Consider the following 25,468-nt stretch of genomic DNA (forward strand, 5'->3'; position numbering starts at 1 on the left):
ACATCAGGCTACTCCCCCTCCGGGAAGTCGGCGGAGGCGGCCAGCTCCTCCATGCCCTCGAAGGCGGCCAGGCGCTCGCGCGTCACGCGCAGCGTCTCGGAGAGCGCGCGGCTGCCCAGCACCATGCGCAAGGGCGCCGGCTCCTGCCCCACGCTCTCGATGATGCGCTCGCACATGCGCACCGGATCGCCCGGTGCCAGGCCGAGCATGTTCAGGAAGCCGTGGCAGCTCTCGTACTCGGGCATGAGGTCGGCCACCCGCGCGCTGCCGTAGCGGAACTCCGTGCGCGCGCCGCCCGGCTCCACGATGGTCATGCCGATGTTGAACTGGGCCACCTCCTGCGCCACGGCCTCGCAGAAGCCCTCGATGCCGAACTTCGTGGCGTGGTACATGCTGTTGGCCGCGTAGGCCACCTGCCCGCCGTAGGTGGACATCTGGACGATGCGCCCGCCGCCCTGCGCCCGCAGATGCGGCAGCGCCGACTTGATCAGCTGGATGGACCCGGTGAGGTTCGTGGCGATGATGCGGTCGATCTCCTCGTCGGAGAGCTCTTCCGCGCAGCCGAACAGGCCGTAGCCCGCGTTGCTCACCACCACATCGATGCGTCCGTGGCGCGCCCACGCGTCGTCCACCGCAGCCTGCACGGCCGGCACGTCCGTGACGTCCAGCAGGCGGCAGTCGAAAGTGTCGGGGTGGGCAGTGATCAGGTCGGCCGCCTTGTCCTTCGTGCGCACGGTGCCGATCACCGTCTTGCCCGCTTCCAGCAGCTGCTTGGCCATCTCGTGCCCGAATCCGCTCGAGACGCCCGTGATCAGATAGGTGTTCGCTTCCATGTTGTTCTCTCCTTCTCGTTCCGTGTCGTTTGCGCCCGTCATCCGCACCGATCGCTTACGCCAGTCCCAGCTCGGAGACCCACGCCTCCACCTCGGCGCGGGCGCTCTGCACGTCCTCGCCCCTCACCGCCAGGCCGTTCGGCTCCACGGCGGCCTCGGGGCACAGCTCGCGGTACGTCTGCACCGCCGAGCCCAGCCCGCTGCCCGCGTGGGTGGTGAACGGGACGATGGTCTTGCCCGCGGCGTCCACCGCCTCGAAGAACGTGCGCATGATCATGGGCGGATCGCCCCACCACACGCCGCTTCCCACCAAAAGGGTGTCGTAGCCGGAGAGGTCCGGCAGCTCGCCCGCGATGGCGGGGCGGGCGTTCGCGTTCTTCTCGCGCTGCGCCTGATCGGTGGCGGCCTCGTACTCGTAGGGGTAGGGCTCGGCCGCCTCGATCTCGTACACGTCGCAGTCCACGAGGTCTTGGATGTACCCGGCCACCACCGCCGTGTTGCCCACGTCGGTGTGCACGGGACCCGAGGCCGCGTAGTTCATGCCCGCGCGCGAGAAGTACATGAGCAGGGTGCCGCCCGCGGCGGTCGAAGGCGGCTCTTGCTCAAGGTCCGGGCTCGACGCGATCGCATCTTGGATAGGCGCCTCGGACTCGGGGGCCGTCAGGAACGCAGGCTCTTCGGATGGAGCTCCGGAGCATCCCGCAAGCAGGGCACTGCCGAGCACGGCCGCGCTCCCTGCGATGAACGTGCGTCGGTCGATGGGGGTGCGCTTTCTCGTTTCCATGGGAAGCCTTTCTCTCGATCGGTCGTCGATGCCTTCGCGCAGCACGCCGAGCCTACTCGCCGCGGGCGGCCGCGGCCTCGTCCACGCAGCGCAGGGCGTTCAGGCAGCGCGGGTAGCCCAGGTAGGGCACCAGCTGCGACACCACCTTCACCAAGAACGCGCGGTCGTTGCCCAGGCGCATGTTCGCGGCGGCGTGCGACGCGAGCTGCGGCTCGCAGCCGCCCTGCGCCGCCAGGAGGCAGAACGCGACCATCTCGCGCTCGGGCAGCGCAAGGCCGCCGCGCGTGCACCAGTCGCCGAAGCAGTTGTCGGTGAGCCACACGTTGATGTGCGCCGCATCGCCCTCGCCCGCCTTCCAGAAGTCGCGCATGCCCTCGCCCATCACGGCCACCTGCGCCTCTATGCCGCCGGCAAGGCGCGTGTCCATGGTGGTGGTGGCCTGCCCTTCCAGCGGCAGCTCCACGCCCCGAGCCTCCAGCACCTCGTTCGCGGCTTTCAGGAACGGGAACGAGCGCCCGATGCCCAGGTACGCCACCGCCTGGTACACGATCTCCTTCGCCTCCACGGGCGTCACGCCGAAGTTCAGCGCGGCAGGCAGCAGGGCGCGGAACTCGTCGACGCCTTGGCAGCCTGCGAGGGCCGCGAGGATGGCCAGGAAACGCGTGCGGCCGTCCAAATCGCCGCCCGCGCCCTCGGTGTTCACCACCTCGTCGAAGGCGAAGTTGTCGAAGCGCTCGATGAACTCCGGGTCGGTGCGTAGGAAGTCGCTCACGTAGCCGGGGAACATCTTCTCGTGGTAGGCCTTCGCGGCCTCGCTGATAGCCGGGTTGTGCGCCATGCCGCCCGCTCCTCCTTCGCTCGATTTCTTGACGACTCGTATGCTAGAATCTCTACCGCTAATGAACAATTCCGATTACTCATAGCTATAATCAGTTTTGCTTATGATTTGCAGAGAGCAGGAAGGAGCTTCCCATGCTGTTCAAGCAGCTGCAGTACTTCTGCGCCGTGGCGCGCCTGCACAGCTTCACCAAGGCGGCCGAGGAGTGCTTCATCTCGCAGTCGGCCATATCGCAGCAGGTCAAAGCCCTTGAAGCCGACCTCGAGGTGCAGCTGGTCGAGCGCGAGGGGCGCAGCTTCCGCCTCACGCCCGCCGGCGAGCACCTGGCCGAGCGCGGCCGCGAGATACTGGGAGAGGTGGCGCAGCTGCGCTTCGAGCTGGCCGGCTTCGGCGACGACCCCGCCCGGCTGCGCGTGGGCTACCTGAACCGCTACGAGGGCTGGGAGGTGCAGGGCGCGGTGGCGGCGTTCGCGCTGCGCCACCCCCACGTCACGATCACGACCGACGCCCGCAGCCACGACGGGCTCTACGACGGCATCCGCAACGGGGAGTTCGACGTCCTCGTGAGCGACCGGCGCCGCGAGCTGTCGGACGCCTTCGTGAACCGCCTGCTGTTCACGGCCTACAGCTACGTGGAGGTGTCGGAGGGCAGCAAGCTGGCCTGGCGCGACGGCGTGACCGTGGAGCAGCTGCGCGACGCGGCGTGCATCCTGGTGGCCGCGCCCGACCAGCGCGACGTCGAGCGCGACTACCACCGCGACGTGCTGAACTACGCGTGCGACTTCCTGTTCGCCGACACCGTGGAGCAGGCCCACATGATGGTGGCGGGCAACCGCGGCTTCCTGCCGTTGGAAAGCCGCGCTGACGAGGGCCGCTCGGGTACGGTGCTGCGTCGCATACCGCTGCTGGACGCCGCAGGCAACCACCAGCGCCGCGAGTACTACGCCTTCTGGCCGAAGGCGCGCACGACCCCGCTCATAGAAGAGTTCGCGGACGTGCTTCAGGGGCTGTTCGGATAAAGGCAGCGGTGAGACGACTCTCACGCGTCCAAGTCCACCAGCTCGTAGCTCTGGCTGCCCAGCCCGATGGCCTCGGCGTGCTCCAGGATGTGCGGGCCGTTGAGGGATTCCATGCGCCGCACGAGGGAGGCGCCGTCAGGTGCGGCGTACACAAGGTCGACGCAGGCGCGGTCGAGCGCCACGGGGTCCGTCGAGGCCAGGATGCCGATATCGGCCATGTCCGGCTCGGCCGGGTGCGCGTCGCAGTCGCAGTCCACCGACAGGCGGTTCATCACGTTCACGTAGCACATCGCGCCGCCCATACGGTCGGCCACCGCCTTGGCGGCCTCGGCCATGGACTCCAGGAAGTCGTCCTGCGCGGGGCTCCCCCAGCTGGTGGTGGACGCGCCCGCGCTGTGGATGAGCATCTTGCCCTCGCGCGAGGCGATGCCGATGGAGCAGTTCTTGAGCGCGCCGCCGAAGCCGCCCATGGCATGTCCTTTGAAGTGAGCGAGCGACACCACGTAGTCGTAGTCCGCCAGATGCGCGCCCACGAGGTCCTCGGAGAGGTGCGCGCCGCCCGAGACCGGCAGGCTCAGGGAGCCGTCGGCGTCCATGATGTCCACGTCGGCGACGGCCGTGAAGCCGTGGTCGGCGGCGGCTTGCAGATGGCTTTCGGTGGTGGAGCGTGCGCCGCCGTAGGCCGTGTTGCACTCCACGATGGTGCCGTTCACGTCGTGCACGAGGTCGGCTATCAGGTCGGGCTGCAGGAAGTTGCGCCCGCCCGGCTCGCCGGTGGAGAGCTTCACCGCCACGTTGCCCTCGGGCCGCACGCCCAACGCCTCGAAGGCGCGCACGAGGCCGGCGGCGCTGATCTCGCGCGTGAAGAACACCTGCGGCGATCCCGCGGAGGGGACCGCGGGCTGCGGCGCTTCCGGCACCGGCTCGGGGCCGGCCGCCTGCGGGACGCCCTCATCGGGAACCTCCGCCGGCTGCTCCTCGGCAGCACATCCCGCAAGCGAGCCTCCCGCCAGCACGGCCATGCCTAAGCCGGCCGACCCCATCAGGAACGTGCGCCTGTCCAGCTTGTCCATATCGTTTCTCCTTTCGCCTCCCGCGTTAATCCGCAATCGCAACCGCAAAGCCCCCTGGAAGAGCTGATCGCCCGTTGACCATGCGTGTTCCTCTCGCGCCGCGTCCGGCATGTTACGCGTCGCCATGCAAGGCGAAAACGCTCCTGTTCGATGATCGCACTTGGAGCTTGCTTCAAGTCAAATGGAGATCGCGTGAACCGATGTCCCGCGGCTCCAGCCCGCCTTCGATTCCAGAAGCGTCCTCAAACGATATACAATCCCTATTTCACATCGCTTATAATGCTTGAAAGGCATTTGTAGCGAATGATGCACCCTCCCCCCCCCCTAACCGCGGTGGAGAGAGCCCCTCTCCGAAAGAAGGCGCCCATGGAGCTTCGCGTCCTGCAGTACTTCCTCATGGTGGCCCGCGAGGAGAACATCACGCGGGCGGCCCAACAGCTGCACATCACCCAGCCCACGCTCTCGCGGCAGCTTGCCCAGCTCGAACGCGAGCTGGGGGCGAAGCTGTTCACGCGCAGCAGCCACAACATCGTGCTCACCAGCGAGGGCGTGCTGCTCAAGCGCCGTGCCCAGGAGCTTTTGGCCCTGGCCGACAAAACCATGAAGGAGGTGGCCCACGAGGAGGACTCGCTCGCCGGCGAGGTGGCCGTCGGCTGCGGCGAGTTCTTGAGCGTGGGCGAGCTGGCCGAGATCATGACGGACTTCCGGCGAAAGTACCCGCTGGTGTCCTTCGACGTGCACAGCGGCAACGTAGTGGGCATCAAGCGCCGCATCGAGGCCGGCGAGCTCGACGTCGGCTTGGTGGGCGAGCCGGTGGACGTGCGCACCTACGAGTTCGTGCGCATGGCGCGCAAGGAGGAATGGGGCGTGCTCGTGCGCGAGGACTCGCCGCTCGCGGACAACGCCGCCGTCACCCCCGACGACCTCGCAGGAATCCCCCTCATCGTGTCGAAGAGCGAGGCGGCGCGCAACGCCCTTGCCGGCTGGTTCGGGCACCGCGCGCCCGACATGGAGGTGGCCTGCACGTACAACCTCCTGTACAACGGCGCCATCCTGGTGCGCGCGGGCATGGGCGTGGCCGTGGGCCTGCGGCTGGACGGGCGCTACGACGGACTGCGCTTCGTGCCGCTCGCGCAGAGCTTCGACATGGGAACCATGCTCATCTGGAAGGAGCACCAGGCGTTCTCGCCGGTGACGGCCGCGTTCATCCAGTTCGTCAAGAAACGCACGTCCAGCAGGCAGGACGCCCCCGGCGAGGCGTAGGCACGACCCCGCCAAGCGCATCACTCGAGCTCGCCGCGCAAGCTGCCACGACTCCGGCTCCGGCCCCCACGCGCGGCAGCGCGGCGACGCGATGCTTGCAACGGCACCGTGACGCCATGCGCCATCACCGCAATCAGGACGCCTGCTGAGGCGTATTCCGTCGCCGTCAGCGCAAGGGGCACCGTGGGGTCCACGAAGACGAACTGGGAGGCCAGGGCCAGATACGCGCCAAAGTCCAGTTGCACGAACGACCACGCGCCGAAGCACGCGGCGGCAACCGCGGCTGCCCGCGCGATCCAGAGCAACGCTCCTCCGCGCCGCGCGAGGGCGCGCGCCGGACCGGCCAGATGCAGCCCCGCGTGCACCGAGGCCAGAACGAACCCCCAGTACGAGCCCAGCAGATGTGCCACGCGCGCCCACCATGCCCCGTCGAAGGCAGGGAGCCACCCCAGCGCGTACTTGGACAGGACCAGGCACGACGCCATCTGCGCCAGCATGCACAGCGCGAGGCCCAGGTTCGCCGCCGTTCCCAGCGCGCGCAGAACAGTGTAGCGGCCCTTGAGCAACCTCGCCCACCAGCGCCGATTGAGCACTTGATGCGCCACGAACAGCGCGAAGGCGGCCATGCCCAGCCACTCGTGGGCGAACTCCTCCACCGTGGCCGTGGCCATGAGCGCCACGAACACGGCGGCCAAGCCCGCGTCCACCGCGCAGCGCAGCCCCGCGCGCAGGCCGCGCCGACCTGCGCGCTCCTGCGGCATGGCAAAGCGCTTCGTCGGGGAGGCCCGGCGCGCGCTCGTCGCCAGCCGCGCGGACGGGCCGTTCATCGTCCCACCCCGTTGCGCTCGAGCCAGGCCGCGACGTCGTCGGCAAGGTTCGGGCCTCCCGAGTAGTGCACCGACAGCCCTTCGCCTATCGCGGCATTCTGCGCCAGCTTCGAGATAGCCGACACGCTCTGCCCGAACCCGCCGCCGCCGTGGCTGCAGAACGGCACGATGGTCTTGCCCGAGAAGTCGTAGCCTTCCAGAAACGACGCGACGGGCATGGGGATGGACGCCCACCAGTTGGGATAGCCCAGAAGGACGGTGCCGTAGCGCCCCATGTCGTCCACCCGCGTCGCCAGCTCGGGGCGCGCCTGCGCGTTCTGGTCGCGCTGCGCCTCCTCCAGCACCGTGTTGTAGTCGGACGAGTACGGCTGCTCGCATTCCAACTCCACGACATCGAACCCGGTCTGGCGCGCGATCTCCTGCGCGATGCCCCGCGTGTTGCCGCCCCAGGAGAAGAAGGCCACCAGCACCTCGCCACCGGCCGCCTGCGTCTGCGCCGCCTGCGCGCCCACCGTTCCCGTGCGCGGCTGCGCGCTGCGGGCCACGCGGAAGCCCACGCTGGGGCTCGAACCGTCGGCGGGCAGGGCCGCGCGATACGCGCTGCGTAGGCTCTTGGCGAAGTCGTTCCATCCGCCGCCGCGGTTCACGCGCAAAGTCCCCGTCGGCGCGCCGGTGGGGTCGACGCGGACCTCTTCGTCGTAGGGCCCGTAGTAGTCCCACACCCATTCGGCCACGTTGCCGTGCATGTCGTAGAGCCCCCAGGCGTTCGGCACGAAGCCGCCCGGCTCGATGGGCGCCTGGCGGTACACGCCGGGGCGCGTCTCCAAGCTGCCCTGCGAGAAGTAGTTCTCCTCGATGCCGTAAGGGTAGGTGCCGTAGTAGTTCGCCTCGTCATCGGCGCTGATGGAGGTTTGCGTGTTGAAGGGCGTCGTCGTGCCGGCGCGGCACGCGCACTCCCATTCGGCCTCCGTGGGCAGCCGGTAGCCGTCGGCGGAGAGGTCCCAGGTCACGGAGTCGCCGTCAACGAGGTAGGCGGGGGCAAGGCCCGCCTCGGCGGACAGCGCGTTGCAGTAGGCCACAGCGTCGTACCAGGTCACGCTCTCAACCGGCAGGTTCGCGCCGACGCTGGCGCTGGGGTTCGACCCCATGAGCCGCTCGTAGTCGGCCTGCGTCGTCTCGAAGGGGGCGAGGAAGAAGCCCGACACCTCCACCTCGTGGAGCGCCTCGTCTTGCCCGCGCCAACCCTCGTCCTCGGGGCTCCCCATCAGAAACGCGCCGCCGGGGATGGCCACCAGATCGTCCCGCACGTCTGCGAACGGAGCCGCTGTCGTTGTCGCGTTCATCGCGTTCTCCTCCCTTCCGGTATCGAAGCTCGCATCCTCGTCCGTCGCCGCCGACCGGGGCGTCCATCCCGAACAGCCCGCCAGCCCCAGGCAGCCCAGCAAAGCCGAGCCGCCCAGCACGGCCCCGGCCTTCAAGAACGACCGCCGGGGCATGGGCGTGCCGCTCATCGCAGCCCCAAATCGCCCAGCCACGCGTCCACGCGGTCGAGCTGCGAGGCTGCCGCGTCGCCGTCCAACGTGAGGTTGCCGGAGAAGCTCACGCCGGGGCACAGCGCCTCGATGTCGGGAAGCGTGCTGGCCACGCTGCTGCCGCCGCTGGTGCTGAACACCGCCACCGTCTTGCCCGTGAGGTCGTGCTCGGTCACGAACGTCTTGATGATCTGGGGCACGTGGTACCACCACACGGGGAATCCCAGGTAGATGGTGTCGCACTCGTCCCAGTTGTCCACGGCGGACGCCAGCGCCGGGCGGTAGTCCTCGTCCTGCTGCCGCTGGGCCACGTCGAGCACCTCGTTGTAGTCGGTCGTGTACGGCTCGGCCGGCTCGATGCGGAAGTAGTCGGCGCCCGTCAGCTCGCGGACGTGGTCCGCCACCTGCTCGGTGTGGCCGGACCACGAGAACACGGCCACGAGCGCCTTGGCGGGAGCGGAGGGCGTTTCCGGGGACGCTTCCTGCGCGGCGGGCTCCGGCGGCTCGGGCGCAGCTTCGGGCTGGTCGGGGGCGTCCTGCGCGACGCGCGGCTCGACCGGCTCCTCCGAGGAGCAACCGGCGAGCGCGCCTCCGAGGAGCGCCGTCGCGCCAGCCGTGGCCGCCAAGCCGAGGAAGCGGCGGCGATCGAGGGTGATGGTCGGTTCATGTGCCATGAGGGGTGTCCTTCCTATCGTTAACGGGGGTCGCAGCGGGATGCGGGAGACGGTGGTCTACAGGCCGAGCCCGTCTAACCACGCGCGCAGGGCCTTGTCGGACTGCCGACCGTTCAGCATCTTGCCCGGTCGCCAATCGGTTCGCGCGGAGCAGCGCTTCTTCAGAACGGCCTCCGTACCGCCCATGCCGCTGCCGCCCGACGTGGCGAACGGCACCACGGTCTTGCCCGAGAAGTCGTAGCTCTCCAAGAACGTCTCGATGATGCGCGGGGCCACGTACCACCAGATGGGGAAGCCCACGAACACCACGTCGTAGCCGCCCATGCCGCGCACCGTGCCGGCTATCGCGGGGCGGGCCTGCGGGTCGTCCATCTCGCGCGAGCTGCGGCTTCCCCGGTCGTTCCAGTCCAGGTCGGCCGCCGAATAGGGTTGCGCGGGAACGATCTCGTGCACGTCCGCGCCTACTGCCGCGGCAAGCGCCTTCGCCGCCCGTCGCGTGGTTCCGCTGGCTGAAAAGTACGCCACCAATGCCTTCTTCTTCATGCGATCCTTCCTTTCCTCGTCGCGTCGCCGTCTTCGCGGCGCGTCCCGTACCTCAGGTGGTCGATCTTCTGCAGGCGCTCCTCAAGCTCGTGCATCGCAGCCAAAGTTGCTGCGCGGCGCCCGTCGAGCATGCGCAGGCGTTTCGCGCGGGTGGCGGGGCCTTCCAAGGCGAGGCGCAGGTACGTCTCCACGTCGTCCGGCTCGAAACCGGCGTCGTGCAGCGTCAGCACCATGCCCAGCACCTCCAGGTCGTGGCCGTCGTAGCGCCAGCCCTCCATCACCGCCTTCGCCGCGTCGCACAGGCCCCAGCGCTCGCATTCGTCCAACACTTCGGGTGGAATCCCGTAGCGTGCGCACACCTCTTCCTTCGTCATTCCTCTTCCTTCCGATCGGTGCTTCAATCCACCGTGGCTTTGCGGGCGCGCTTTCTTACCGCTGCGCTTCCTTACTCGAGCTCGAGCGGCCCCCTCATCGAGAGGCCGCCCTCGATTTGCGGCATCTCAGTTATAAAACGCTCGATCAGGTATGTCTAATACTTAATAATCATCTCTAGAAATGCCTAGTTTGCATTTCTAGAGGAACCGGAGAGAAAGGTGGTCGTCACGTTCGCAGCATCGAGAACGGTAGCCTTGAAGCCGAGTCGACGTCGAAGAAGCGCCGCCACGCTCACTCCGACATGCCGAGCCACCCCGTTCAGACGCGGCTTCGACCGGATCTTGAGGAGATTCCAAGCAGTCCCTTGACTTGGAGTAGGCTCCAAGGTGTTAACTGTAACCATAACATTTACGCGAAAGATTGGAGCACATCATGCAACCAGCCATCACCGATGCCGCCCGCGCCTGCCGCGAGAGGATGTCGCCCGGTTACGCCACGTCGTCGTTTCTCGAGACCGACCCCGAATTCGTTGAGCGCTTCGACAACTTCGCCTTCGACGAGGTGCTGAACGCCGAAGGCGCGGGCGGCGACCTCGACGACCGCACGCGCTTCATGGCCATCCTCGCCACGCTGTTGGGCTGCCAGGGAATCGACGCGTACCGCGGCTTCCTGCACGCGGCGCTCGAGATGGGCGTGACGCCCGTCGAGGCGAAGGAGATCGTGTACCAGGCCACGGCCTACTTGGGAATCGGGCGCGTCCTGCCGTTTCTGCAGGCGACCAACGAGGTGCTCGCCGATCGCGGCGTGGCGCTGCCGCTCGAGCCCCAGGCGCGCACCACGCCGGAAACTCGCCTCGAAGCGGGCATCCAGGCCCAGGTGGACATCTTCGGCGAGGATATGCGCGACTTCTGGCAGAGCGGGCCAGAGGATCGGCGCCACATCAACCGCTGGCTCGCCGGCAACTGCTTCGGCGACTGGTACACCCGGGGCGGCCTCGACCTGGCCGAGCGCGAGATGGTCACGTTCTGCTTCCTGGCCGCGCAGGGCGGATGCGAGTCGCAGCTGACCAGCCACGCCGCCGCCAACATGCGGCTGGGCAACGACCAGGCCTTCCTCGTGAAGGTGGTGTCGCAGTGCGTGCCCTACCTCGGCTACCCGCGCAGCCTGAACGCCCTGTGCTGCGTGGACGAGGCCGCTCAGCAGGCGGAATAACCGCGGGAGAAGGAGAGAGGGACATCGACACCCCTCTCTCCTTCAATTCGAGAGAGCTCTGCCGCCGCCAACAGCTCGCGAAACGCACCCTGTTGAGCACAAAGACGGGTCTTGGGCCAACGAGCCAGTACAAAACGGTGCTGCGCCCCGAACCATCACGTAAAAGCCGAGGCGGTCCGCCTTCTATCCCAAGGCATGGCCCCGCTCTGCTCTATCCCCGAGCCACGGCGCGGCCGAGCGCCTCCGCTTCCGCCAGCTCGGCATGGCCCGCGATGTCGCCGACGTCCATAACCCCGCCGGCGAGCACCTTGCCGCGATCCGTCCATCCAAGATGGCCCATGAGGCGGTCGTACCAATGCTCGCTCTCTTCGAAGCCGTCGCCCTCGGCCGCCATGAACAGCACGGCCTCCTTCACGGGGTTGGCGTAGTCCTCGTTGCACTCCGCCACGGCGAACAGACGGTCGAACGCGCATTTGAGCTGGCCGGATATCGACCAATAGTACAAGGGCGAGGCCAGCGCCACCACGTCGGCCTCGCGGTACGCGGGGTAGATATCGCCCATGCCGTCCTTCTGCACGCAGGGGCTCTCCTCGTCCTTGCCGCCGCCGAAGCAACCCAGGCACGGATGGATGTCCAGCTTCTGCAGGTCGAAGCGCGCCACCTCGGCGCCCGCCGCCCGAGCGCCCTGCGCAAACGCCTCGACTAGCCCCGCCGTGTTGCCCTTCGCCCGCGGGCTGCCGTTCAATACCACGATCTTCCTTGCCATCGCCTTCCCTTTCTCGTCCGAGCAACGCGGAGCGGGTTCCCCGCCCCGCGTTGCTCCGCCGCTTCGGCGGCGCGCTTGCTTGACACTTCTCATTTTCGCTATAGTGGAAGCAAGTACAAGTACGCACATCGAAGTGCAATACTAACCAAAAGGAGAGCGTTGCATGGGCTGCTTCCAAAGCATCGAAGACGCGAAGTTCGCGGAGACGGGGTTCAGCTACACCCTCTCCCTCATCAACGGCAAGTACAAGATGACCATCCTCTATTGCCTTTTCGAATTCGAGGTCGTGCGCTTCAACGAGTTGAAGCGCTACATTTCCACCATCTCGTACAAAACGCTCAGCTCCTCCCTCAAGGAGCTCGAAGCCGACGGCTTGGTCGTGCGCACCGAATACCCGCAGATACCGCCGAAGGTGGAGTACCGCCTGTCCGAGCGCGGAACCTCGCTCATCCCCATCCTCGACGCGCTGTGCGAGTGGGGCGACCGTCACCGCGACGACGGACCAACCTGCGAGGCTTCCAACAAGTAGTGTCGCTTGAAAGCCGCGGTTTTGCGCCCGAAACCGCGTGTTTCAAGCGACGATGCACTCGTTCGACCTCGCGCGAGGCGACTGCGAAGGCCGGTCGGCCGCGCGCCATACTCCCCCTGCGTCGCAGCCTTGACAATACTTTGATGTCAAAGTATGATGCCTGAGCATCCGACGCATCGAAAGGAGGCCGCCTTGCGCGGCACCGTCAACCAACTGGCACGCACCCTCGCCCTGGCGAACCGCTATCTGGTCGAGCAGCTCGAACAACAGGGGCTGCACGGCATCGCGCCGTCGCACGGCGACATCTTCGTGCAGCTCTTCGCGCACGGCGAGCTGCCCATGAGCGAGCTGGCGCAGCGCATCGGCCGGGACCCGTCCACCGTCACCGCGCTGGTGAAGAAGCTCGCGACCGGCGGCTACGTGACCACCGCGAAGCAGGCCGAGGACAAGCGCGTGGTGCTCGTGAAGCTCACCGATCGGGGCCGCCGGCTCCAGCCCGTTTTCGACTCCATCTCGAACGCGCTGACGACCGTGCAATGCCAAGGGCTCGATGCCGAAGATCTGGAAGCTTTCGACCGCACGCTTCGCACGATGCAGGAAAACTTCGAAACCGCTCTGAAGGGAGAACCCGCATGAACACCCCATCCGCCCGTCCCCGCCGCCTGGCGGCGACCCTCGCCGCGTTTGCGCTCGCAACGGTCGCACTCCTCGCGCTTGCCGCTTGCTCGTCGCCAAGCGAAGGCTCCGACAACCCCACGAACAGCGGCAACGGCAAGGACAAAACCCTCACCGTGGCCATGGAGCTTGCCTATCCCCCGTTCGAGACGAAGGACGACGCCGGCGAGCCGAGCGGCGTGTCCGTCGACTTCATGAGGGACTTCGGCGACGCCTACGGCTACGACGTGGTCATCGAGAACACCGCCTTCGACGGCCTTATCCCCATGGTGCAAACCGGCAAGGCCGACTGCCTCATGTCGTCCATCACCATCACGGATGCGCGCAAGGAGTCGGTGGACTTCTCCGACCCCTACGCGAGTGCCCAGCTGGCTATTCTGGCGAACGCCCAATCCGGCATCGGCAGCATCGACGACTTGAACCAGCCCGGCAAGAAGGTCGCCGTCAAAACCGGCTCCACCGGCGACGTGTACGCCACGAAGAACCTGGGAGAAGCCGAGATCGTGCGCCTGGCCGACGAGAGCGCCTGCGTGACGGAAGTGGTGCAGGGCAAGGCCGACGGCTTCCTGTACGACCAGCTCACCATCTACCGCAACAACCAGAAGAACCCGGACACCACCAAGGCCGTGTTCATCCCGTTCCAGGACCCCGAGTCGTGGGGCATCGCCGTGGCCAAAGGCAACGACGAGCTGCTGGGCCAGCTCAACGAGTTCATCGCCAAGAGCAAGGCCGACGGCGAGTTCGACCGTCTGACCGAGAAGCACCTCTCCTCCGAGAAGGCCGCCTTCGACGAACTGGGCTTCAAGTGGTTCTTCGACTTCGAGTAGTAGGCGCCGCCGCGCTTTGATTCGGGTTTGCAAGGGCTGCATCAAAAGCATCGTTTCGTTGGTTTTGTAGGGCAAGGGCTCTGCCCTTGTCGCTCAACAAGGTGCGTTTTCGCAGGTAGACGGCAAAGGGCAGAGCCCTTGCCCTACGATGCAGCCCAGACGACCATGCAGCACAAACATGTTCGAACCGTTTGACGAAAGGTCCGCCGTGCACGTTCTCTCTCTGTTGTCCCGCCCGTTCACGGCGGCGCCGAAGCAAGCGGCGCCGCCGGTCAAAGCCTTCGCGAACTACCTTTTGGTCTGCGTTGTCGTGATCGCGGTGTTCTGGCTGTCGCTCGGCATGGCCGGCATCGCCCTCAACTTCGACTTCGTGGAGCAGTACCGCACGCGCATCGCGGACGGATTTCTACTCACGGTGGAGCTGTCGGCGGCGAGCCTCGTTATCAGCATGCTCGTCGGCGTGCCCGTGGCCGTGGGGCAGGGCTCGCGCGTGCTGCCGGTGCGCTACCTGTGCGATCTGTACGTGAAGCTCGTGCGCGGCACGCCCCTGCTCGTGCAGATCTACCTGTTCTACTACATCATCGGCACGGCTTGGGGCATCGACAACAAGGTGGTGGCCGGCATCGTCATCCTGTCCGTGTTCGCCGGCGCCTACATAGCCGAGATCGTGCGCGGCAGCCTGCTCTCCATCGACGAGGGCCAGATGGAAGCCGCCCGCGCCGTGGGCTTCACGCGCGCGCAAACCGTGCGCCACGTGGTGCTGCCGCAGCTGGTGGCGCGCACGCTGCCGGCGCTCACAGGCCAGTTCGCCACCATCGTGAAGGACTCGTCGCTCTTGTCCGTCATCGCGGTCATCGAGCTCACGCAGACCGTCCGCGAGATCACGGCCACGAACTACAACTTCTTCGGCGGCTTTCTGCTGCTGGGCGGGCTGTACCTATGCCTCACGCTGCCCATCATGTTCGTGAGCAAGCGCTTCGAGAAGAGGTTCGGCTATGCGCATTAGGATAGAGGGCCTGACCAAGGAGTTCGACGGCGCGCCCGTGCTGCGCGGCATCGACTTCGACGACGACGTCACCACGCTCGCCGTCATCGGCCCGTCGGGGGGCGGGAAGTCCACGCTGCTGCGCATCGTCGGCGGTCTCATCGCACCCACGGGCGGCACGGTGGAGGTGGACGGCGAGGCGGTGGCCTACGATGAGCGCACGCTGCCGGCTTACCGCGCGCAGCTGGGCTTCGTGTTCCAGTCGAGCGGCCTGTTCCACCATCTGAGCGCGCTGGAGAACGTGGCCCTGCCCCTGCGCGTCGTGCACGGCGTGCCCGAAGACGAGGCGCGCGAGCGCGCCGCCGACCTGCTTTCGCGCTTCGGGCTAGCCGCCGAGGAAGACAAGCGGCCCGTGCAGCTCTCGGGCGGCCAGCAGCAGCGCGTGGCCATCGCGCGCGCCGTGGCCGCGCGGCCCAAGATGCTGCTGCTCGACGAGCCCACGAGCGCGCTCGACCCCGAGTACACCAACGACGTGCTCGACCTCATCCGCGACCTCAAGGATTCCGGAACGCGCTTCATCGTGGTCACGCACGAGATGGGCTTCGCGCGGCACGCCTGCGACAAGGCGGCGTTCCTGCACGACGGCACGCTGCTGGAATACGGCGCGAGCGCCCGTCTGTTCGACCGTCCGGCCACGCCGGAGCTGCAGCGCTTCCTGAGCAAGCTTCTGGAATGGAGCATCTGATGGACGCGCACGGGCGCGACGACCTCGGCGAGCGGAGCGAGCGGGATCGGTCGAGTGCGCGAACGCGAGACGGAGGAGACCCCATGATAGGCGTGCTGTACGAGTCCGACGAGTGGTCCGACCGCAAGCTGGCGGCCGAGATCGAGGCGTGCGGCGCGCCCGTTCGCTTGGTGAACATGAAAGGCGAAGCCGCCGAGGAGGAGGCGCTTGCCTGCGAGATGCTGGTCAGCCGCGTGTTCGCCAGCGCCCAGTTCCGCGGGCACGAGGCGTCGCTCGAGCGCATGCCCCGCGTGATCCGCGCGGCCGAGGAGCGCGGCATCCCGCTCGTGAACCCCGGGCGGGCCCACTTCTTCGAAGTGGACAAGCGCCTGGCGACCGAGACGCTGGCCGCCGCGGGCCTCGTCACGCCCGCCGTATATGCTTGCGGCACGCCGGCCGAACTCGACCCGGAGGCCCTCTCCTACCCTTGCGTCGTCAAGCCGAACTGCGGCGGCCGCACCACCTGCACCGCCATCGTCCGCAGCGCCGCGGAAGCCCGGGCGTTCCTGGCCGAGGCGCCCGCCATCGCGTTCATCGCGGAGGAGTACGTGGAACCCGCGCGCGGCTTCCTCACGCGCGTCGAGGTGGTGGACGGCGCCTGCGCGCTCGTCGTCAAGCGCTCCGTCGCGGACAACGGCCTGTCGGCCTACCGCTTCGGCTCCACCTACGCCGCCTACCCCGACGTCCCGCGCGCGGTCACGGATGCCGCGGAGCGCGCCTCGGCCGCGCTCTCCATCGAACTCGGCAGCTTCGACGTCATCGAGAGCGACCGCGGCCCGTGCATCATCGACGCGAACTCCGTGTCGAACGTCTCGGAGGACTGCACCGAGCTGCTGGGGATGGACCTCATGCGCGCCCACGCCGAAGCCGTCGCCCGCCGCTGGCACCGCCTTCATCCCGCATAGCCGCCCCCGCCTGACCGCCGACAGCAACGCCCCGGCCATCGCCCCCTTTGTCATCCTGAGCGAGCGAAGCGAGTCGAAGGATCCCGTGCGGTGCCAACGGTAAGATTTTCAGCTGGCGCCGCACGGGATCCTTCGACTCCGCGCTAACGCGTCGCCGCTTCGCGGCGCCTCCCTGCGCCCGCTCCGCGTGCTCGGGAGTTCGACAGTCCACTGGACTGTCGAATGCTCAGGATGACAGTCACCGCCCGTCATCGCAAGAAAGGACCACCCTCATGCTCACCATCAAAGACGTCTTCGACCGGTTCGACGAGATCGGCTGCTGCAGCTTCGCCACCCCCGACGGCCGCGGCGGCGTCGAGTCGCGCATCGCCCACTTCTTCGCCTACGACGACGAGGGGCTCTACCTGCGCACCATGGACGTGAAGCCGTTCTACCGCCAGCTCAAGGAGGGCGGCCGCTTGGCCGTGTCGGGCGAGCGCACCGAGGCCAAGGTGGTGTTCGACGAGAACAACCTGCCCCTGTTCAAGCCCGGCTACCAGATGCGCGTCTCCGGCGAGGTGCGCGAGCTCTCGATGGCCGAGGTGGAGGCCAAGGCCCCGCACGACCGCAACTTCAACGTGGCCGTGTACGACATCGCGAAGTACCCTGAGACGCGCGTGTTCGTGCTGCACCGCTTCCACGGCGAGCTGTACGACTACGACTACGCCATGGTGAACCGCGACCACAAGCTTTACCGCGAGCGCTTCGCCTTCGGCGGCGATTCCTACGAGGAGCCCGGCCTCTCCATCACGGACGCCTGCATCGGGTGCGGCTCGTGTTTGGAAACCTGCTCGTTCAAGGCCATCGCACCCGGCGAGCCCTACGCCATCCTCGGCGAGCGCTGCGACGAGTGCGGCAACTGCCACCACGTCTGCCCCGCGCACGCCGTGGCGGGCAAGGGCCTCCCGCGCCGCTAAGCGCCCCCGGCCAGCCCGGCCCCATCGGCCCCGGCCCCTCGCCATCCGCTGAACGCGAGCTGCGACAACGCGCTGGCGGCCCGGGAAACGCACCCGGTCGGCTCGAAGGCGCGACGCTCGCGGCAAGACCGCGCCTCGAGCCGACCGGGTGCCGCGCTGGCGGCGAACGGCGCGACGGTACGGCCGGCCTCACGCTGACGCGCCGTTCGCCGAACCGACTTGCGCGGCGCGGCCGCTCCGGGTGGTACAATCGAGGTGCCGATCTGCGCCGCACTTCCGACGCGATGGAATCGCACAACCGTTTCCCCACCTGAGCGCATCGGAGGTCGCCATGGTTTCACCTGGAGATATCGTCGTCTACCGCCATCACGTCTGCGAGGTCGCCGCCGTCCGCGAGGCGTACTTCGAAGGCAAGGACTACTTCGAGCTGCACGCGCTGTTCGAGAACTCCCTCAAGCTGTTCGTAGCCGCAGACGAGGCCGAACCGCCCACGCTGCGCCCCGCTATGTCGCGCAAGGAAGCGCTCGCGCTCATCGACTCCATCGCCGACGCCGAGCCCATCGACGAGGAAGCGCTCAAACCAGGCGCGAACACGCCCACGCTGCTCGAACGCCGCATCAAAGAGGAGTACGACAAATGCCTCAAGACGTTCGCGCCCCAGGACCTCGTCCCCATCATGAAGTCCGTCCACGAGCGCACCGCGCGCCGCACCGGCGCGGGGCGCCAGATCACCGCCACGGACAAGAAGTACTTCGACCTGGCCGAGAACCTGCTGTGCGACGAGCTTTCCGTGTCACTCGACATCGACCGCGACAACGTGCGCGACTTCCTCGTGGAACGCGTGAAGAAGGCAGAGGCGCGCCGCCGCTGAGAAAAACCCGCCGCAACGGGCCGTTTCGCTTCAAAAGGGCGTTTGTGAATGATTCTTCTTGAGAATAATTCTGAATGCGAACTTCTCATCTGGTCTTATATTTAATTATCTTATCACATATATATAAAAAGCCTCGAAAATTCGTTCACAAACGCCCTTTTGAAGCACCTATGGCAAGCGACGAGCCACTTCACAGGACGATGGAAACCCGTCCCCTTTGCTATACTTGCGGCAGCGCGGCCGCGAGCGCCGCGGCATCCGAGCGAAGGAGCGTCCCATGATCGAGCTGCCCGAAGCCCTGACCCTTGCCCGCCAGATATCGGACGTCCTGGTCGGCCGCATCGTCGTGGACGCCGTGGCGAACGCCTCCCCGCACAAGTTCGCGTTCTTCACGGGCGACCCCGCCACTTACGGCGCACGCTTGGACGGCCGGCGCATCGAGGCCGCCAAGGCGACCGGCCCCTACGTGGAGCTTCCCCTGAACGACGGCATGACGCTGCTTCTGCGCGAAGGCGTGAGGGCGCGCTACCTCGCGCCGGGCGAGGCCGTCCCCGCCAAGCACCAGCTGCTGCTCGCGTTCGACGACGGATCGCACCTGGCGTGCACGGCCTCCATGTACGGCCTGTTCCTCATAGCCGACACGGGCGCCGACGACGACGAGTACTACGTGGCCGCCCGCGATGCCACGCCCGTGCTCTCGGACGCCTACGACGAGGCGGCGTTCCGCGCCCTCGCCGCGTCCGTGCCGCCGAGCGCGAGCGTGAAGGCGCTGCTCGCCACCGAGCAGCGCATCCCGGGCATCGGCAACGGCGTGCTGCAAGACATCCTGTTCAACGCGCGCCTGAACCCCAAAACCAAGGTGAACGCGCTTTCCGACGCCGACCTCGCGCGCCTGTTCCGCGCCATGAAGAACACGCTGGCCGCCATGGCGGAGCAAGGCGGGCGCGACCTGGAGCGCGACCTGTACGGCCAGCCGGGCGGCTACCGCTGCATCCTGTCGGCGCAAACCTGGAGGAACGGCTGCCCCGTCTGCCACGGCGAGATCGAGAAGAAGCCCTACCTGGGCGGCAGCGTGTACTACTGCCCCGCCTGCCAGCCGCTCTCTTAGGGAACCCGCCCCCCCCCGACTCTACGGAGCGTTCATTGCACGCGGCGTTCGGTTGGCGTATCGTGGACGGCACGCCAACCGAACGAGAGGAAGACCGATGGACACCAAGCGCACCGGAGCGCTCATCCGATCCTTGCGCGAAGAGCGCGGGCTCACGCAGCTCCAGCTGGCCGCGCGCGTGGGCGTGAGCGACAAGGCGGTTTCGAAGTGGGAGCGGGGCGGCGGATGCCCCGACGTGTCGCTTCTGCCCGCGCTCGCCGACGAGCTGGGCACCACGGTCGAAACGCTGCTCGCCGGTGCCCTCGCTCCCGACGAACGCCAAGGAGGCACCATGAAACGCACGGCCTTCCGCGTATGCCCCGCCTGCGGAAACGTTATCACCACCACGGGCGACGCCGAGGTGTCCTGCTGCGGCAGGAAGCTCGAACCCCTTGAGGCGCGCCCCGCCGACGAGGCGCATGCCCTGCGCGTGGAAAGCGTGGAGGGCGACTGGTACGTCACGTTCGACCACCCCATGGAGAAGGGCCACCACCTGGGCTTCGTCGCCGTCGTCGGCTACGACCGCCTGGCCGTCGAGAAGCTCTACCCCGAGCAGGGCGGCGAGGCGCGCCTCCCGCGCCTCGCCGGCGGCGCGCTGTACGCCTACTGCACCGAGCACGGCCTCACGAAGCACCCGGTTCCAGGTCGCTAGCGCGCGGGCGCATCGCCGCGGAGCAAGCGGTTTGCACGACCCCCATCGCAAAGTACGCCGCCGACACCGCGTTCGGCAGGTAAGCCAGCTCGAGCGCGCACCAGCACACGAGCAGCACGCCGGCTGCGAGCGCCCATGCGCGCGCTCGCCGGTCGTGTCGCGCGAACAGCGCGGTGGCCACCAGGTTCGCCACCCCGTTCACCAGCAGAAGCGCCAGTCCCGGCCAGAACAGATCCTGCGTCATGAAAGCGGGCAAGGGCAGGGCCTGGATAGCCGGCACCATAGCGTTGAAGAAGGAGAAAGCTCCCTCGAACAACGCCGGCAACGCGCCTGCGGCCCCGGCCATCATGAAGCCGCCGCACGCTACGGCGCACACGCCGTTGAACGCGCAGATAACCCGCACCACGCGGCGGGCCGCGTTCATACCCGCGTCCCCTCGCCGCCCGCGAGCTCGCGCGCGCAGGCCACCACCGGCGCGACGGCCGCGCGGTCGGTGGCGTCGAAACCGCCGCGCATGCCCTCGAGCATCTCGGCGGCGCGCGGGTCGGTGGCGGCCTGCTTCTCCTGCATCTTGAAGAACAGCTTCATGGCCAGCTTGTTCGGCATGCTCAGACGCTCGTAGGCGAACCCGCCGCGCAGGTAGAACCGCGGCATCCCGTCGAACTCCGGCGAGGGGAACTCCCGCCCCATCGCCTCGTCCACCATGTCGGCCCACTCCGCCGGCGTCGCGCCCACGGCGAACGCGACGAACTTCGCGTGCGGATGCTCCTCGCGGGCGCGCCTGAGCCATTTCCCGCCCACCAGCGAGGCCGCATGGAACCACCCGCCGAACACCACCACGTCGAAGGCGCCCGCGTCGAAGCGCTTCTCGTCGTCGATCGACACCGCCTCGCATCCTAGGTCCTCCGCGATCCATTCCGCGTAGCGCTTCGTGAATCCCGTCTGCGACGAGTACGCGACCACCGCGTTCATGCCCGCTCCCCCTTTCGGATGCCGCGCCCCGCCACCGTGTGCGCGCGGGCGAACCGCTCCAGGTGGGCGGAGAGCCGCGGCTCGGCCTGCTCCCATGAGAGCCCGGCGTGCATGAGCAGAAACGGAACGCCCTGGAACTCCACCGCCATCTGCACCGCGTCGTCGGCGGCGAACTCGCCGGTGACCATGAGATGCTCGAAGATGGTGCGCTGCAGCGCCATCGGCTGCTCGACGAAGACGAGCCGGTAGACGCGTCCCGCCTCCTCGCTCTCGAACTGGCTGACCACCAGCAAACGACGCAGGCGCACCAGGTACGGGTCCTCGAAGAAATAGCGGAACGACGGCAGCACCATCGCGCGCAGCCCCTCTGCGCCCAAGTCCTCGTAGGGGCCCGCGTCGTCGCCCACGTCGAACATGATGCGGCGCTCGCCGAAGAATCGGCGCATCCGATCCAACGCCCCGCTCACGATGGCGTCGAAGATGGCCTGCTTGCTGGGGAAGTGGTTGTAGAGCGACGCGTCCTTGATGCCGACCGCCGCCGCGATGTCGCGCACCGACACCGCATGGCACCCCCGCTCCGCGAACAGCGCGAACGCCGCCTCCACGATACGCTCGCGCGTCGAGGCGCCCTGCGCGTTCGCGCGTGCGCCCTTCTCTTTCTGCTCCATGCCCGTTCCTCTCTAAACTAGCGATTGCTAGTATAATAACTAGCAATCGCTAGTTATGCAAGGGAAAAGGTTGTTGGAAAAGTTGTGCCGCAAACAGATTCGACGCGTCTCTCTACGTTAAACCACCATCGACACGCGGGCCGGGTTGTCATTCCGCGTGCGCGGCTTCGAGCATCTCCTTCAGCACCTCCACGTGGCTGCGGCGCTTGCGGGTGGCGGTGCCCAGCAAGCAGACGCTCTGGTACGCGCCGTAGCGGTCGTAGAACTGCGGCACGGCCTCGCGCTCGCGCATATCCTCGCGGTAGGCGTCGGCGTAGGCGTCCCAGGCTATGTTGCCGTGCAGGTAGCGCTCGAGCATGGTGGGCGCCGGAGCGAACAGCTTGTCGTGCGCGTAGTCGGCATGCAGCAGCTTCGGCACGAAGTACGCCAGGTCGTTCTTCTTCGTGAAGCCGGCCAGCTGGTTCGTGTTCTTCAGGCGGGTGTCCAGCAGAAGGTCGACGTCCCAAGACGCCAAAGCGTCGAAGAACTGCTCGGCGGACGTCTCGTAAGCACTGATCGTGTTAATCCTCATGATGGGAAGCTCCTTTTCGACAGCCTTGCGGCCGCTGCTTTTTACCCAAAGCTTACCCGCAGGCTCCCCGCTGCGAATGCCGCACGGCCCCCTTGTGAGAAAACCGCTGGCGTTTCGTCATGCAATCACCACGGCCGCCCACCGCTTCGGGGCGACGCTCGCCGCCGCGAGAAGCGCCCGGTATCGCCGGCTTCTGTTTTTCGCCCACTTCAAGGCGTGTTTCCATTACAATACTCAACGGTAATTTGAAACGCTCGATACACAAGACTCGAGGTATGGCCGTATGGACACGCAAGAAGCGCTGAGCTCGTTCGATCTCGATCCGCGCTTGTTCTACGACGCCGTCGCCTACAGCACCGACGACTACCTGTACATCATCGACATGAGAACCGACATGGCGCTCGTGTCCGAGAACATGCTGCGCGACTTCGATTTGCCCGACCGCCTGTTCGAGGGGCTCATCCCCCGCTGGCGCGACCTCGTGCTGGAGCGCGACCGTCCGAGCTTCGACGAGTCCATCGACGATCTGCTGTCCGGCAAGACCGACGAGCACGACCTCGAGTACCAGGTGGTCAACCGCAAGGGCGAGCACGTCTGGATCGTGTGCCGCGGCTTGCTGATGCGCGACGACCAGGGCGAGCCCGTGCTGTTCTCCGGGGCCATCACGAACCTGGAGCGCAAAGGCAAGGTCGACGCCATCACCGGCCTGTTCATGCACGAGAAATGCCTGCAGGTGCTCGACCGCCTGCTCGCGCGCAACCGCATGGAGGGCGGCATCCTGCTGCTGGGCCTCGACGACTTCTCGCGCATCAACTCCCTCAACGACCATGCGTTCGGAAACGGCGTGCTGCGCCAGTTCGCGCAGTCCACGCTGCGCCTGCTGCCCGACAACGCCACCGCCTTCCGCTTCGACGGCGACGAGTTCGCCATCGTGCTCGACGACGGCGACCGCAACGCGATGGAAGACCTGTACCGCACCGTGCACGCCTTCGCCAACCGCCAGCAGGACATCGACGGCGTGCCGTACTTCTGCACGGTGTCCGGCGGCATAGCCATGATCGGCGAGGACGGCGCCACGGGGCTCGACTTGGTCAAGCACGCCGAAAGCGCCCTGGAGGAAAGCAAGCACCACGGCAAGAACACGGTGTCGTTCTTCTCGCCCGCCATGTCGAAGGAGAAGCTGCGGCGCTTGGAGCTCAGCGATCGCCTGCAGGCGTCCGTCATGGACGGCATGAAGGGCTTCTCCGTGCACTACCAGCCCCTCGTCGAAGCCGACACGCTGCGCATAGCAGGGGCCGAGGCGCTTTTGCGCTGGAGCACGGAGGAGTTCGGCAGCGTGAGCCCCGTGGAGTTCATCCCGGTTTTGGAATCCTACGGGCTCATCGGAGCCGTGGGGCGCTGGGTGTTCGAGCAGGCCGTCAGGCAGTGCGCGGCGTGGAACCGCGTGCGACCCGACTTCATCATGAACGTGAACATCTCGTATCTGCAGATGCTCGAAGCCGACTTCGTCCCCTTCGTCGAGCGCACGTTGGCCGAAGCGGACGTCGACGCGCAGCGCATCGTGCTGGAGATGACCGAAAGCTACTTCGTGACGGACCTCGACGCCCTGCGCACGACGTTCGACCGGCTGCGCGCCCTGGGCATCCGCCTGGCCATGGACGATTTCGGCACGGGGTACTCCTCGCTCGGCCTGCTGTCGCAATCGCCCGCCGACATCGTGAAGATCGACCGGCTGTTCATCAAGAACATCCATGCCGAGTCGTTCAACCGCGCGTTCATCGACGCCGTCATCGACCTGTGCCACAGCGTGGACATCGAGGTGACCGTGGAGGGCGTGGAGGAGAGCACGGAGCTCGACGCGGTGCGCGCCATCGGCGCCGACAACGTCCAGGGCTTCCTCGTGTCGCGCCCGCTTTCGGCCGATGCGTTCGAAGAGCGCTTCCTGGGCCCGGACGGCTCGCAGTCCTAGCCGGCGCTTGGTGCCGAATAAGGCTGCCGGTGCTGCGCGCCTAGGCGCCCGCGCCCGCGCGCGGAACGAGCGGCGATCCCAGGCGGGCGAGCTCGCCCGCCACCGTCTCCACCAAAAGCGGCAGTGCGGCGGCCACCTTCGGCGTGAGGCCCACCGTGACCACGGCCGGCGAGGGGTTCCCCACCTGCATGCCCAGGCACAGCCCCTCCGCCTCGTAGCCCAAAAGCAGGGCCGCGTCGAACAAATCCACGAGCTTCAGGTCGTGCAGCGAGGCCGTGGCCCCCGAATGGCGCGCCATGGCGTCGGGCTCGAAACGGAACACGGTTCCCGGCTCGGCGTCCGTGCCGTCCACGGCGTCCACCGTGACGAGCACGTCGAAGTCGCGCACGTAGGGCAGCATGTCCATGCTCAAGCACCCCACGTCGAACAGCTCCACGTTGTCGGGCGCCTCGTAGCGCTCCGTCAGCTCCTCGTACACGGCGGTGCCCAGCCCGTCGTCGAGCATGAGCTTGTTGCCCACGCAGAACACCCCGATGCGGCGCGGCGCGGCCGGCACGCGTGCGGCGTCGGCCGCTCCGGCCCGCTCGTCGGCTTCGACCCGGCCGGCGCCTGCGGCGCTTCCGGTGGCTTCGGCCCGATCGGCGCCTGCGGCGCTTCCGGCAACCCCGGTTCCGGGGTTCGCGACGCTCGTCTGCTCCATGCCGCTCACTCCCCCAGCGTGGGACGAATGACCAGGTTGTAGTACGTGGCCGCCGCGATCATGGCGCACCCTGCCACGATGCTCACGACGGCCCAGACGCGCTGCCTGCGCAGATAGACGTCCTTGTCCGCACCGCGTTGCGCGGCGCGGTGCGCGGCGATGGGCTGCCCGATGAGGGAGAAGGCCACCGTGCCCGCCGTGAGCGTGACGAACACGACGGCCGCGACGATAAGCGCGAGCGGGGTGCGCTCGGTCCACGCCGCGTAGAACGTGTTGTCCGCGAACAGCCATATAGGGTAGAACAGGATGGCCGCCCACATGCCGTGGGCCGGCCCCCAGATGGGCGGCAGGAACAGCGCGCCCAGGTTCACGCGGGGCACGCCTTCGAGGAACTTCTCTTCTTGCGCGATCTGCTCGTCCGTCAACTCCGCCAACGCAGTCTCCTTCGCTCTCGTGATCGTCGCCTATTATAGCGAAGCCGGCATCGACCGTGCCGGCGCAGGGCCGAGCGGTTTTCT

At 67.3% G+C, this 25,468-nt stretch carries 30 protein-coding genes; 14 read left to right on the plus strand and 16 right to left on the minus strand.

Annotated features, from left to right (window positions below):
• Nucleotides 1-8 precede the first annotated feature (8 nt).
• The 3 genes from HCH03_RS08580 to HCH03_RS08590 are packed head-to-tail and all read right to left on the minus strand — an operon-like array spanning nucleotide 9 to nucleotide 2,455.
• The gene (locus tag HCH03_RS08580) at nucleotides 9-833 is read right to left on the minus strand and encodes an SDR family oxidoreductase (protein ID WP_221689171.1); all 825 of its coding nucleotides are present in this window, start codon (nucleotides 831-833) and stop codon (nucleotides 9-11) included.
• Between the two features lie 55 nt (nucleotides 834-888).
• Nucleotides 889-1,617: a flavodoxin gene (locus HCH03_RS08585; protein WP_221689172.1), complete on the minus strand. Its 729-nt coding sequence runs from the start codon at nucleotides 1,615-1,617 to the stop codon at nucleotides 889-891.
• A 52-nt stretch (nucleotides 1,618-1,669) separates the two neighbouring features.
• The gene (locus HCH03_RS08590) at nucleotides 1,670-2,455 is read right to left on the minus strand and encodes a carboxymuconolactone decarboxylase family protein (protein WP_221689173.1); all 786 of its coding nucleotides are present in this window, start codon (nucleotides 2,453-2,455) and stop codon (nucleotides 1,670-1,672) included.
• 134 nt (nucleotides 2,456-2,589) lie between these two features.
• Between HCH03_RS08590 and HCH03_RS08595 the strand changes: the two genes are divergently transcribed.
• Nucleotides 2,590-3,474 (plus strand): LysR family transcriptional regulator, encoded by an 885-nt coding sequence (locus HCH03_RS08595; protein WP_221689174.1) that lies wholly within the window; start codon nucleotides 2,590-2,592, stop codon nucleotides 3,472-3,474.
• A gap of 20 nt (nucleotides 3,475-3,494) precedes the next feature.
• Here the strand turns inward: HCH03_RS08595 and HCH03_RS08600 are convergent, their stop codons facing one another.
• Complete coding sequence (locus tag HCH03_RS08600; protein WP_246599891.1) at nucleotides 3,495-4,547, minus strand: DUF362 domain-containing protein; 1,053 nt, start codon at nucleotides 4,545-4,547, stop codon at nucleotides 3,495-3,497.
• Between the two features lie 366 nt (nucleotides 4,548-4,913).
• Here HCH03_RS08600 and HCH03_RS08605 point away from each other — a divergent pair, with 366 nt between their 5' ends.
• The gene (locus tag HCH03_RS08605; protein ID WP_221689175.1) at nucleotides 4,914-5,810 is read left to right on the plus strand and encodes a LysR family transcriptional regulator; all 897 of its coding nucleotides are present in this window, start codon (nucleotides 4,914-4,916) and stop codon (nucleotides 5,808-5,810) included.
• 20 nt (nucleotides 5,811-5,830) lie between these two features.
• Here the strand turns inward: HCH03_RS08605 and HCH03_RS08610 are convergent, their stop codons facing one another.
• The 5 genes from HCH03_RS08610 to HCH03_RS08630 are packed head-to-tail and all read right to left on the minus strand — an operon-like array spanning nucleotide 5,831 to nucleotide 9,760.
• Entirely contained in the window at nucleotides 5,831-6,637 is an 807-nt protein-coding gene (locus tag HCH03_RS08610) for a hypothetical protein (RefSeq protein ID WP_221689176.1), read from the minus strand.
• Nucleotides 6,634-8,133 (minus strand): flavodoxin, encoded by a 1,500-nt coding sequence (locus tag HCH03_RS08615; protein WP_221689177.1) that lies wholly within the window; start codon nucleotides 8,131-8,133, stop codon nucleotides 6,634-6,636. The genes HCH03_RS08610 and HCH03_RS08615 overlap by 4 nt, the downstream gene beginning before the upstream one ends.
• Nucleotides 8,134-8,144: 11 nt before the next feature.
• Nucleotides 8,145-8,843, minus strand: coding sequence for a flavodoxin (locus HCH03_RS08620; protein ID WP_221689178.1), 699 nt, complete (start codon nucleotides 8,841-8,843; stop codon nucleotides 8,145-8,147).
• A gap of 57 nt (nucleotides 8,844-8,900) precedes the next feature.
• Entirely contained in the window at nucleotides 8,901-9,386 is a 486-nt protein-coding gene (locus HCH03_RS08625) for a flavodoxin (protein WP_221689179.1), read from the minus strand.
• Complete coding sequence (locus HCH03_RS08630) at nucleotides 9,383-9,760, minus strand: MerR family transcriptional regulator (protein ID WP_221689180.1); 378 nt, start codon at nucleotides 9,758-9,760, stop codon at nucleotides 9,383-9,385. The genes HCH03_RS08625 and HCH03_RS08630 overlap by 4 nt, the downstream gene beginning before the upstream one ends.
• Before the next feature lie 433 nt (nucleotides 9,761-10,193).
• On the opposite strand from HCH03_RS08630, the gene HCH03_RS08635 reads away from it, so the two are divergent.
• The gene (locus tag HCH03_RS08635) at nucleotides 10,194-10,973 is read left to right on the plus strand and encodes a carboxymuconolactone decarboxylase family protein (protein ID WP_221689181.1); all 780 of its coding nucleotides are present in this window, start codon (nucleotides 10,194-10,196) and stop codon (nucleotides 10,971-10,973) included.
• Between the two features lie 211 nt (nucleotides 10,974-11,184).
• Here the strand turns inward: HCH03_RS08635 and HCH03_RS08640 are convergent, their stop codons facing one another.
• Nucleotides 11,185-11,739 carry a flavodoxin family protein gene (locus tag HCH03_RS08640; protein ID WP_221689182.1) on the minus strand — a complete coding sequence of 185 codons (555 nt, stop codon included), beginning with the start codon at nucleotides 11,737-11,739 and terminating at the stop codon, nucleotides 11,185-11,187.
• A 163-nt stretch (nucleotides 11,740-11,902) separates the two neighbouring features.
• Between HCH03_RS08640 and HCH03_RS08645 the strand changes: the two genes are divergently transcribed.
• From HCH03_RS08645 to HCH03_RS08690, 10 genes are all read left to right on the plus strand, one after another.
• On the plus strand, nucleotides 11,903-12,268 hold the full coding sequence (locus HCH03_RS08645; protein WP_221689183.1) for a winged helix-turn-helix transcriptional regulator: 366 nt from the start codon (nucleotides 11,903-11,905) through the stop codon (nucleotides 12,266-12,268).
• A 192-nt stretch (nucleotides 12,269-12,460) separates the two neighbouring features.
• Nucleotides 12,461-12,904, plus strand: a complete 444-nt coding sequence (locus HCH03_RS08650) for a MarR family winged helix-turn-helix transcriptional regulator (protein WP_221689184.1) — start codon at nucleotides 12,461-12,463, stop codon at nucleotides 12,902-12,904.
• On the plus strand, nucleotides 12,901-13,770 hold the full coding sequence (locus HCH03_RS08655) for a transporter substrate-binding domain-containing protein (protein ID WP_221689185.1): 870 nt from the start codon (nucleotides 12,901-12,903) through the stop codon (nucleotides 13,768-13,770). Before HCH03_RS08650 ends, HCH03_RS08655 begins: the two co-directional genes overlap by 4 nt.
• A gap of 208 nt (nucleotides 13,771-13,978) precedes the next feature.
• Nucleotides 13,979-14,776 (plus strand): amino acid ABC transporter permease, encoded by a 798-nt coding sequence (locus HCH03_RS08660; RefSeq protein ID WP_221689186.1) that lies wholly within the window; start codon nucleotides 13,979-13,981, stop codon nucleotides 14,774-14,776.
• Nucleotides 14,766-15,500, plus strand: a complete 735-nt coding sequence (locus HCH03_RS08665; RefSeq protein WP_221689187.1) for an amino acid ABC transporter ATP-binding protein — start codon at nucleotides 14,766-14,768, stop codon at nucleotides 15,498-15,500. The genes HCH03_RS08660 and HCH03_RS08665 overlap by 11 nt, the downstream gene beginning before the upstream one ends.
• 83 nt (nucleotides 15,501-15,583) lie before the next feature.
• Entirely contained in the window at nucleotides 15,584-16,444 is an 861-nt protein-coding gene (locus tag HCH03_RS08670; RefSeq protein WP_221689188.1) for an ATP-grasp domain-containing protein, read from the plus strand.
• A gap of 272 nt (nucleotides 16,445-16,716) precedes the next feature.
• On the plus strand, nucleotides 16,717-17,400 hold the full coding sequence (locus tag HCH03_RS08675; RefSeq protein ID WP_221689189.1) for a 4Fe-4S dicluster domain-containing protein: 684 nt from the start codon (nucleotides 16,717-16,719) through the stop codon (nucleotides 17,398-17,400).
• 331 nt (nucleotides 17,401-17,731) lie between these two features.
• Nucleotides 17,732-18,271, plus strand: a complete 540-nt coding sequence (locus tag HCH03_RS08680; protein ID WP_185905880.1) for a CarD family transcriptional regulator — start codon at nucleotides 17,732-17,734, stop codon at nucleotides 18,269-18,271.
• A gap of 277 nt (nucleotides 18,272-18,548) precedes the next feature.
• Entirely contained in the window at nucleotides 18,549-19,379 is an 831-nt protein-coding gene (locus HCH03_RS08685) for a DNA-formamidopyrimidine glycosylase family protein (protein WP_221689190.1), read from the plus strand.
• 97 nt (nucleotides 19,380-19,476) lie between these two features.
• Complete coding sequence (locus HCH03_RS08690) at nucleotides 19,477-20,070, plus strand: helix-turn-helix domain-containing protein (protein WP_221689191.1); 594 nt, start codon at nucleotides 19,477-19,479, stop codon at nucleotides 20,068-20,070.
• Here HCH03_RS08690 and HCH03_RS08695 read toward each other — a convergent pair.
• The 4 genes from HCH03_RS08695 to HCH03_RS08710 all read right to left on the minus strand — a co-directional run bounded on the left by HCH03_RS08695 (nucleotide 20,042) and on the right by HCH03_RS08710 (nucleotide 22,281).
• Nucleotides 20,042-20,494: a hypothetical protein gene (locus tag HCH03_RS08695; RefSeq protein WP_185905878.1), complete on the minus strand. Its 453-nt coding sequence runs from the start codon at nucleotides 20,492-20,494 to the stop codon at nucleotides 20,042-20,044. The two genes, HCH03_RS08690 and HCH03_RS08695, sit on opposite strands and share 29 nt — an antisense overlap.
• Nucleotides 20,491-21,042, minus strand: coding sequence for a flavodoxin domain-containing protein (locus tag HCH03_RS08700; protein ID WP_221689192.1), 552 nt, complete (start codon nucleotides 21,040-21,042; stop codon nucleotides 20,491-20,493). Before HCH03_RS08700 ends, HCH03_RS08695 begins: the two co-directional genes overlap by 4 nt.
• Complete coding sequence (locus tag HCH03_RS08705; RefSeq protein ID WP_221689193.1) at nucleotides 21,039-21,710, minus strand: TetR/AcrR family transcriptional regulator; 672 nt, start codon at nucleotides 21,708-21,710, stop codon at nucleotides 21,039-21,041. Before HCH03_RS08705 ends, HCH03_RS08700 begins: the two co-directional genes overlap by 4 nt.
• Nucleotides 21,711-21,858: 148 nt before the next feature.
• Nucleotides 21,859-22,281: a DUF488 domain-containing protein gene (locus HCH03_RS08710; RefSeq protein ID WP_185905875.1), complete on the minus strand. Its 423-nt coding sequence runs from the start codon at nucleotides 22,279-22,281 to the stop codon at nucleotides 21,859-21,861.
• Nucleotides 22,282-22,564: 283 nt separating this feature from the next.
• On the opposite strand from HCH03_RS08710, the gene HCH03_RS08715 reads away from it, so the two are divergent.
• Nucleotides 22,565-24,250 carry a putative bifunctional diguanylate cyclase/phosphodiesterase gene (locus HCH03_RS08715; RefSeq protein ID WP_221689194.1) on the plus strand — a complete coding sequence of 562 codons (1,686 nt, stop codon included), beginning with the start codon at nucleotides 22,565-22,567 and terminating at the stop codon, nucleotides 24,248-24,250.
• A gap of 40 nt (nucleotides 24,251-24,290) precedes the next feature.
• On the opposite strand, the gene HCH03_RS08720 is transcribed toward HCH03_RS08715, so the two are convergent.
• Both HCH03_RS08720 and HCH03_RS08725 read right to left on the minus strand, forming a co-directional pair.
• Nucleotides 24,291-24,950, minus strand: coding sequence for a hydrogenase maturation protease (locus tag HCH03_RS08720; RefSeq protein WP_221689195.1), 660 nt, complete (start codon nucleotides 24,948-24,950; stop codon nucleotides 24,291-24,293).
• Between the two features lie 5 nt (nucleotides 24,951-24,955).
• A complete protein-coding gene (locus HCH03_RS08725) occupies nucleotides 24,956-25,384 on the minus strand; it encodes a viscotoxin-A3 (RefSeq protein ID WP_080142712.1) in 429 nt (142 codons plus the stop codon).
• Nucleotides 25,385-25,468: the final 84 nt, after the last annotated feature.

The sequence above is a fragment of the Gordonibacter massiliensis (ex Traore et al. 2017) genome, assembly GCF_019731765.1.
GTDB lineage: Bacteria > Actinomycetota > Coriobacteriia > Coriobacteriales > Eggerthellaceae > Gordonibacter > Gordonibacter massiliensis.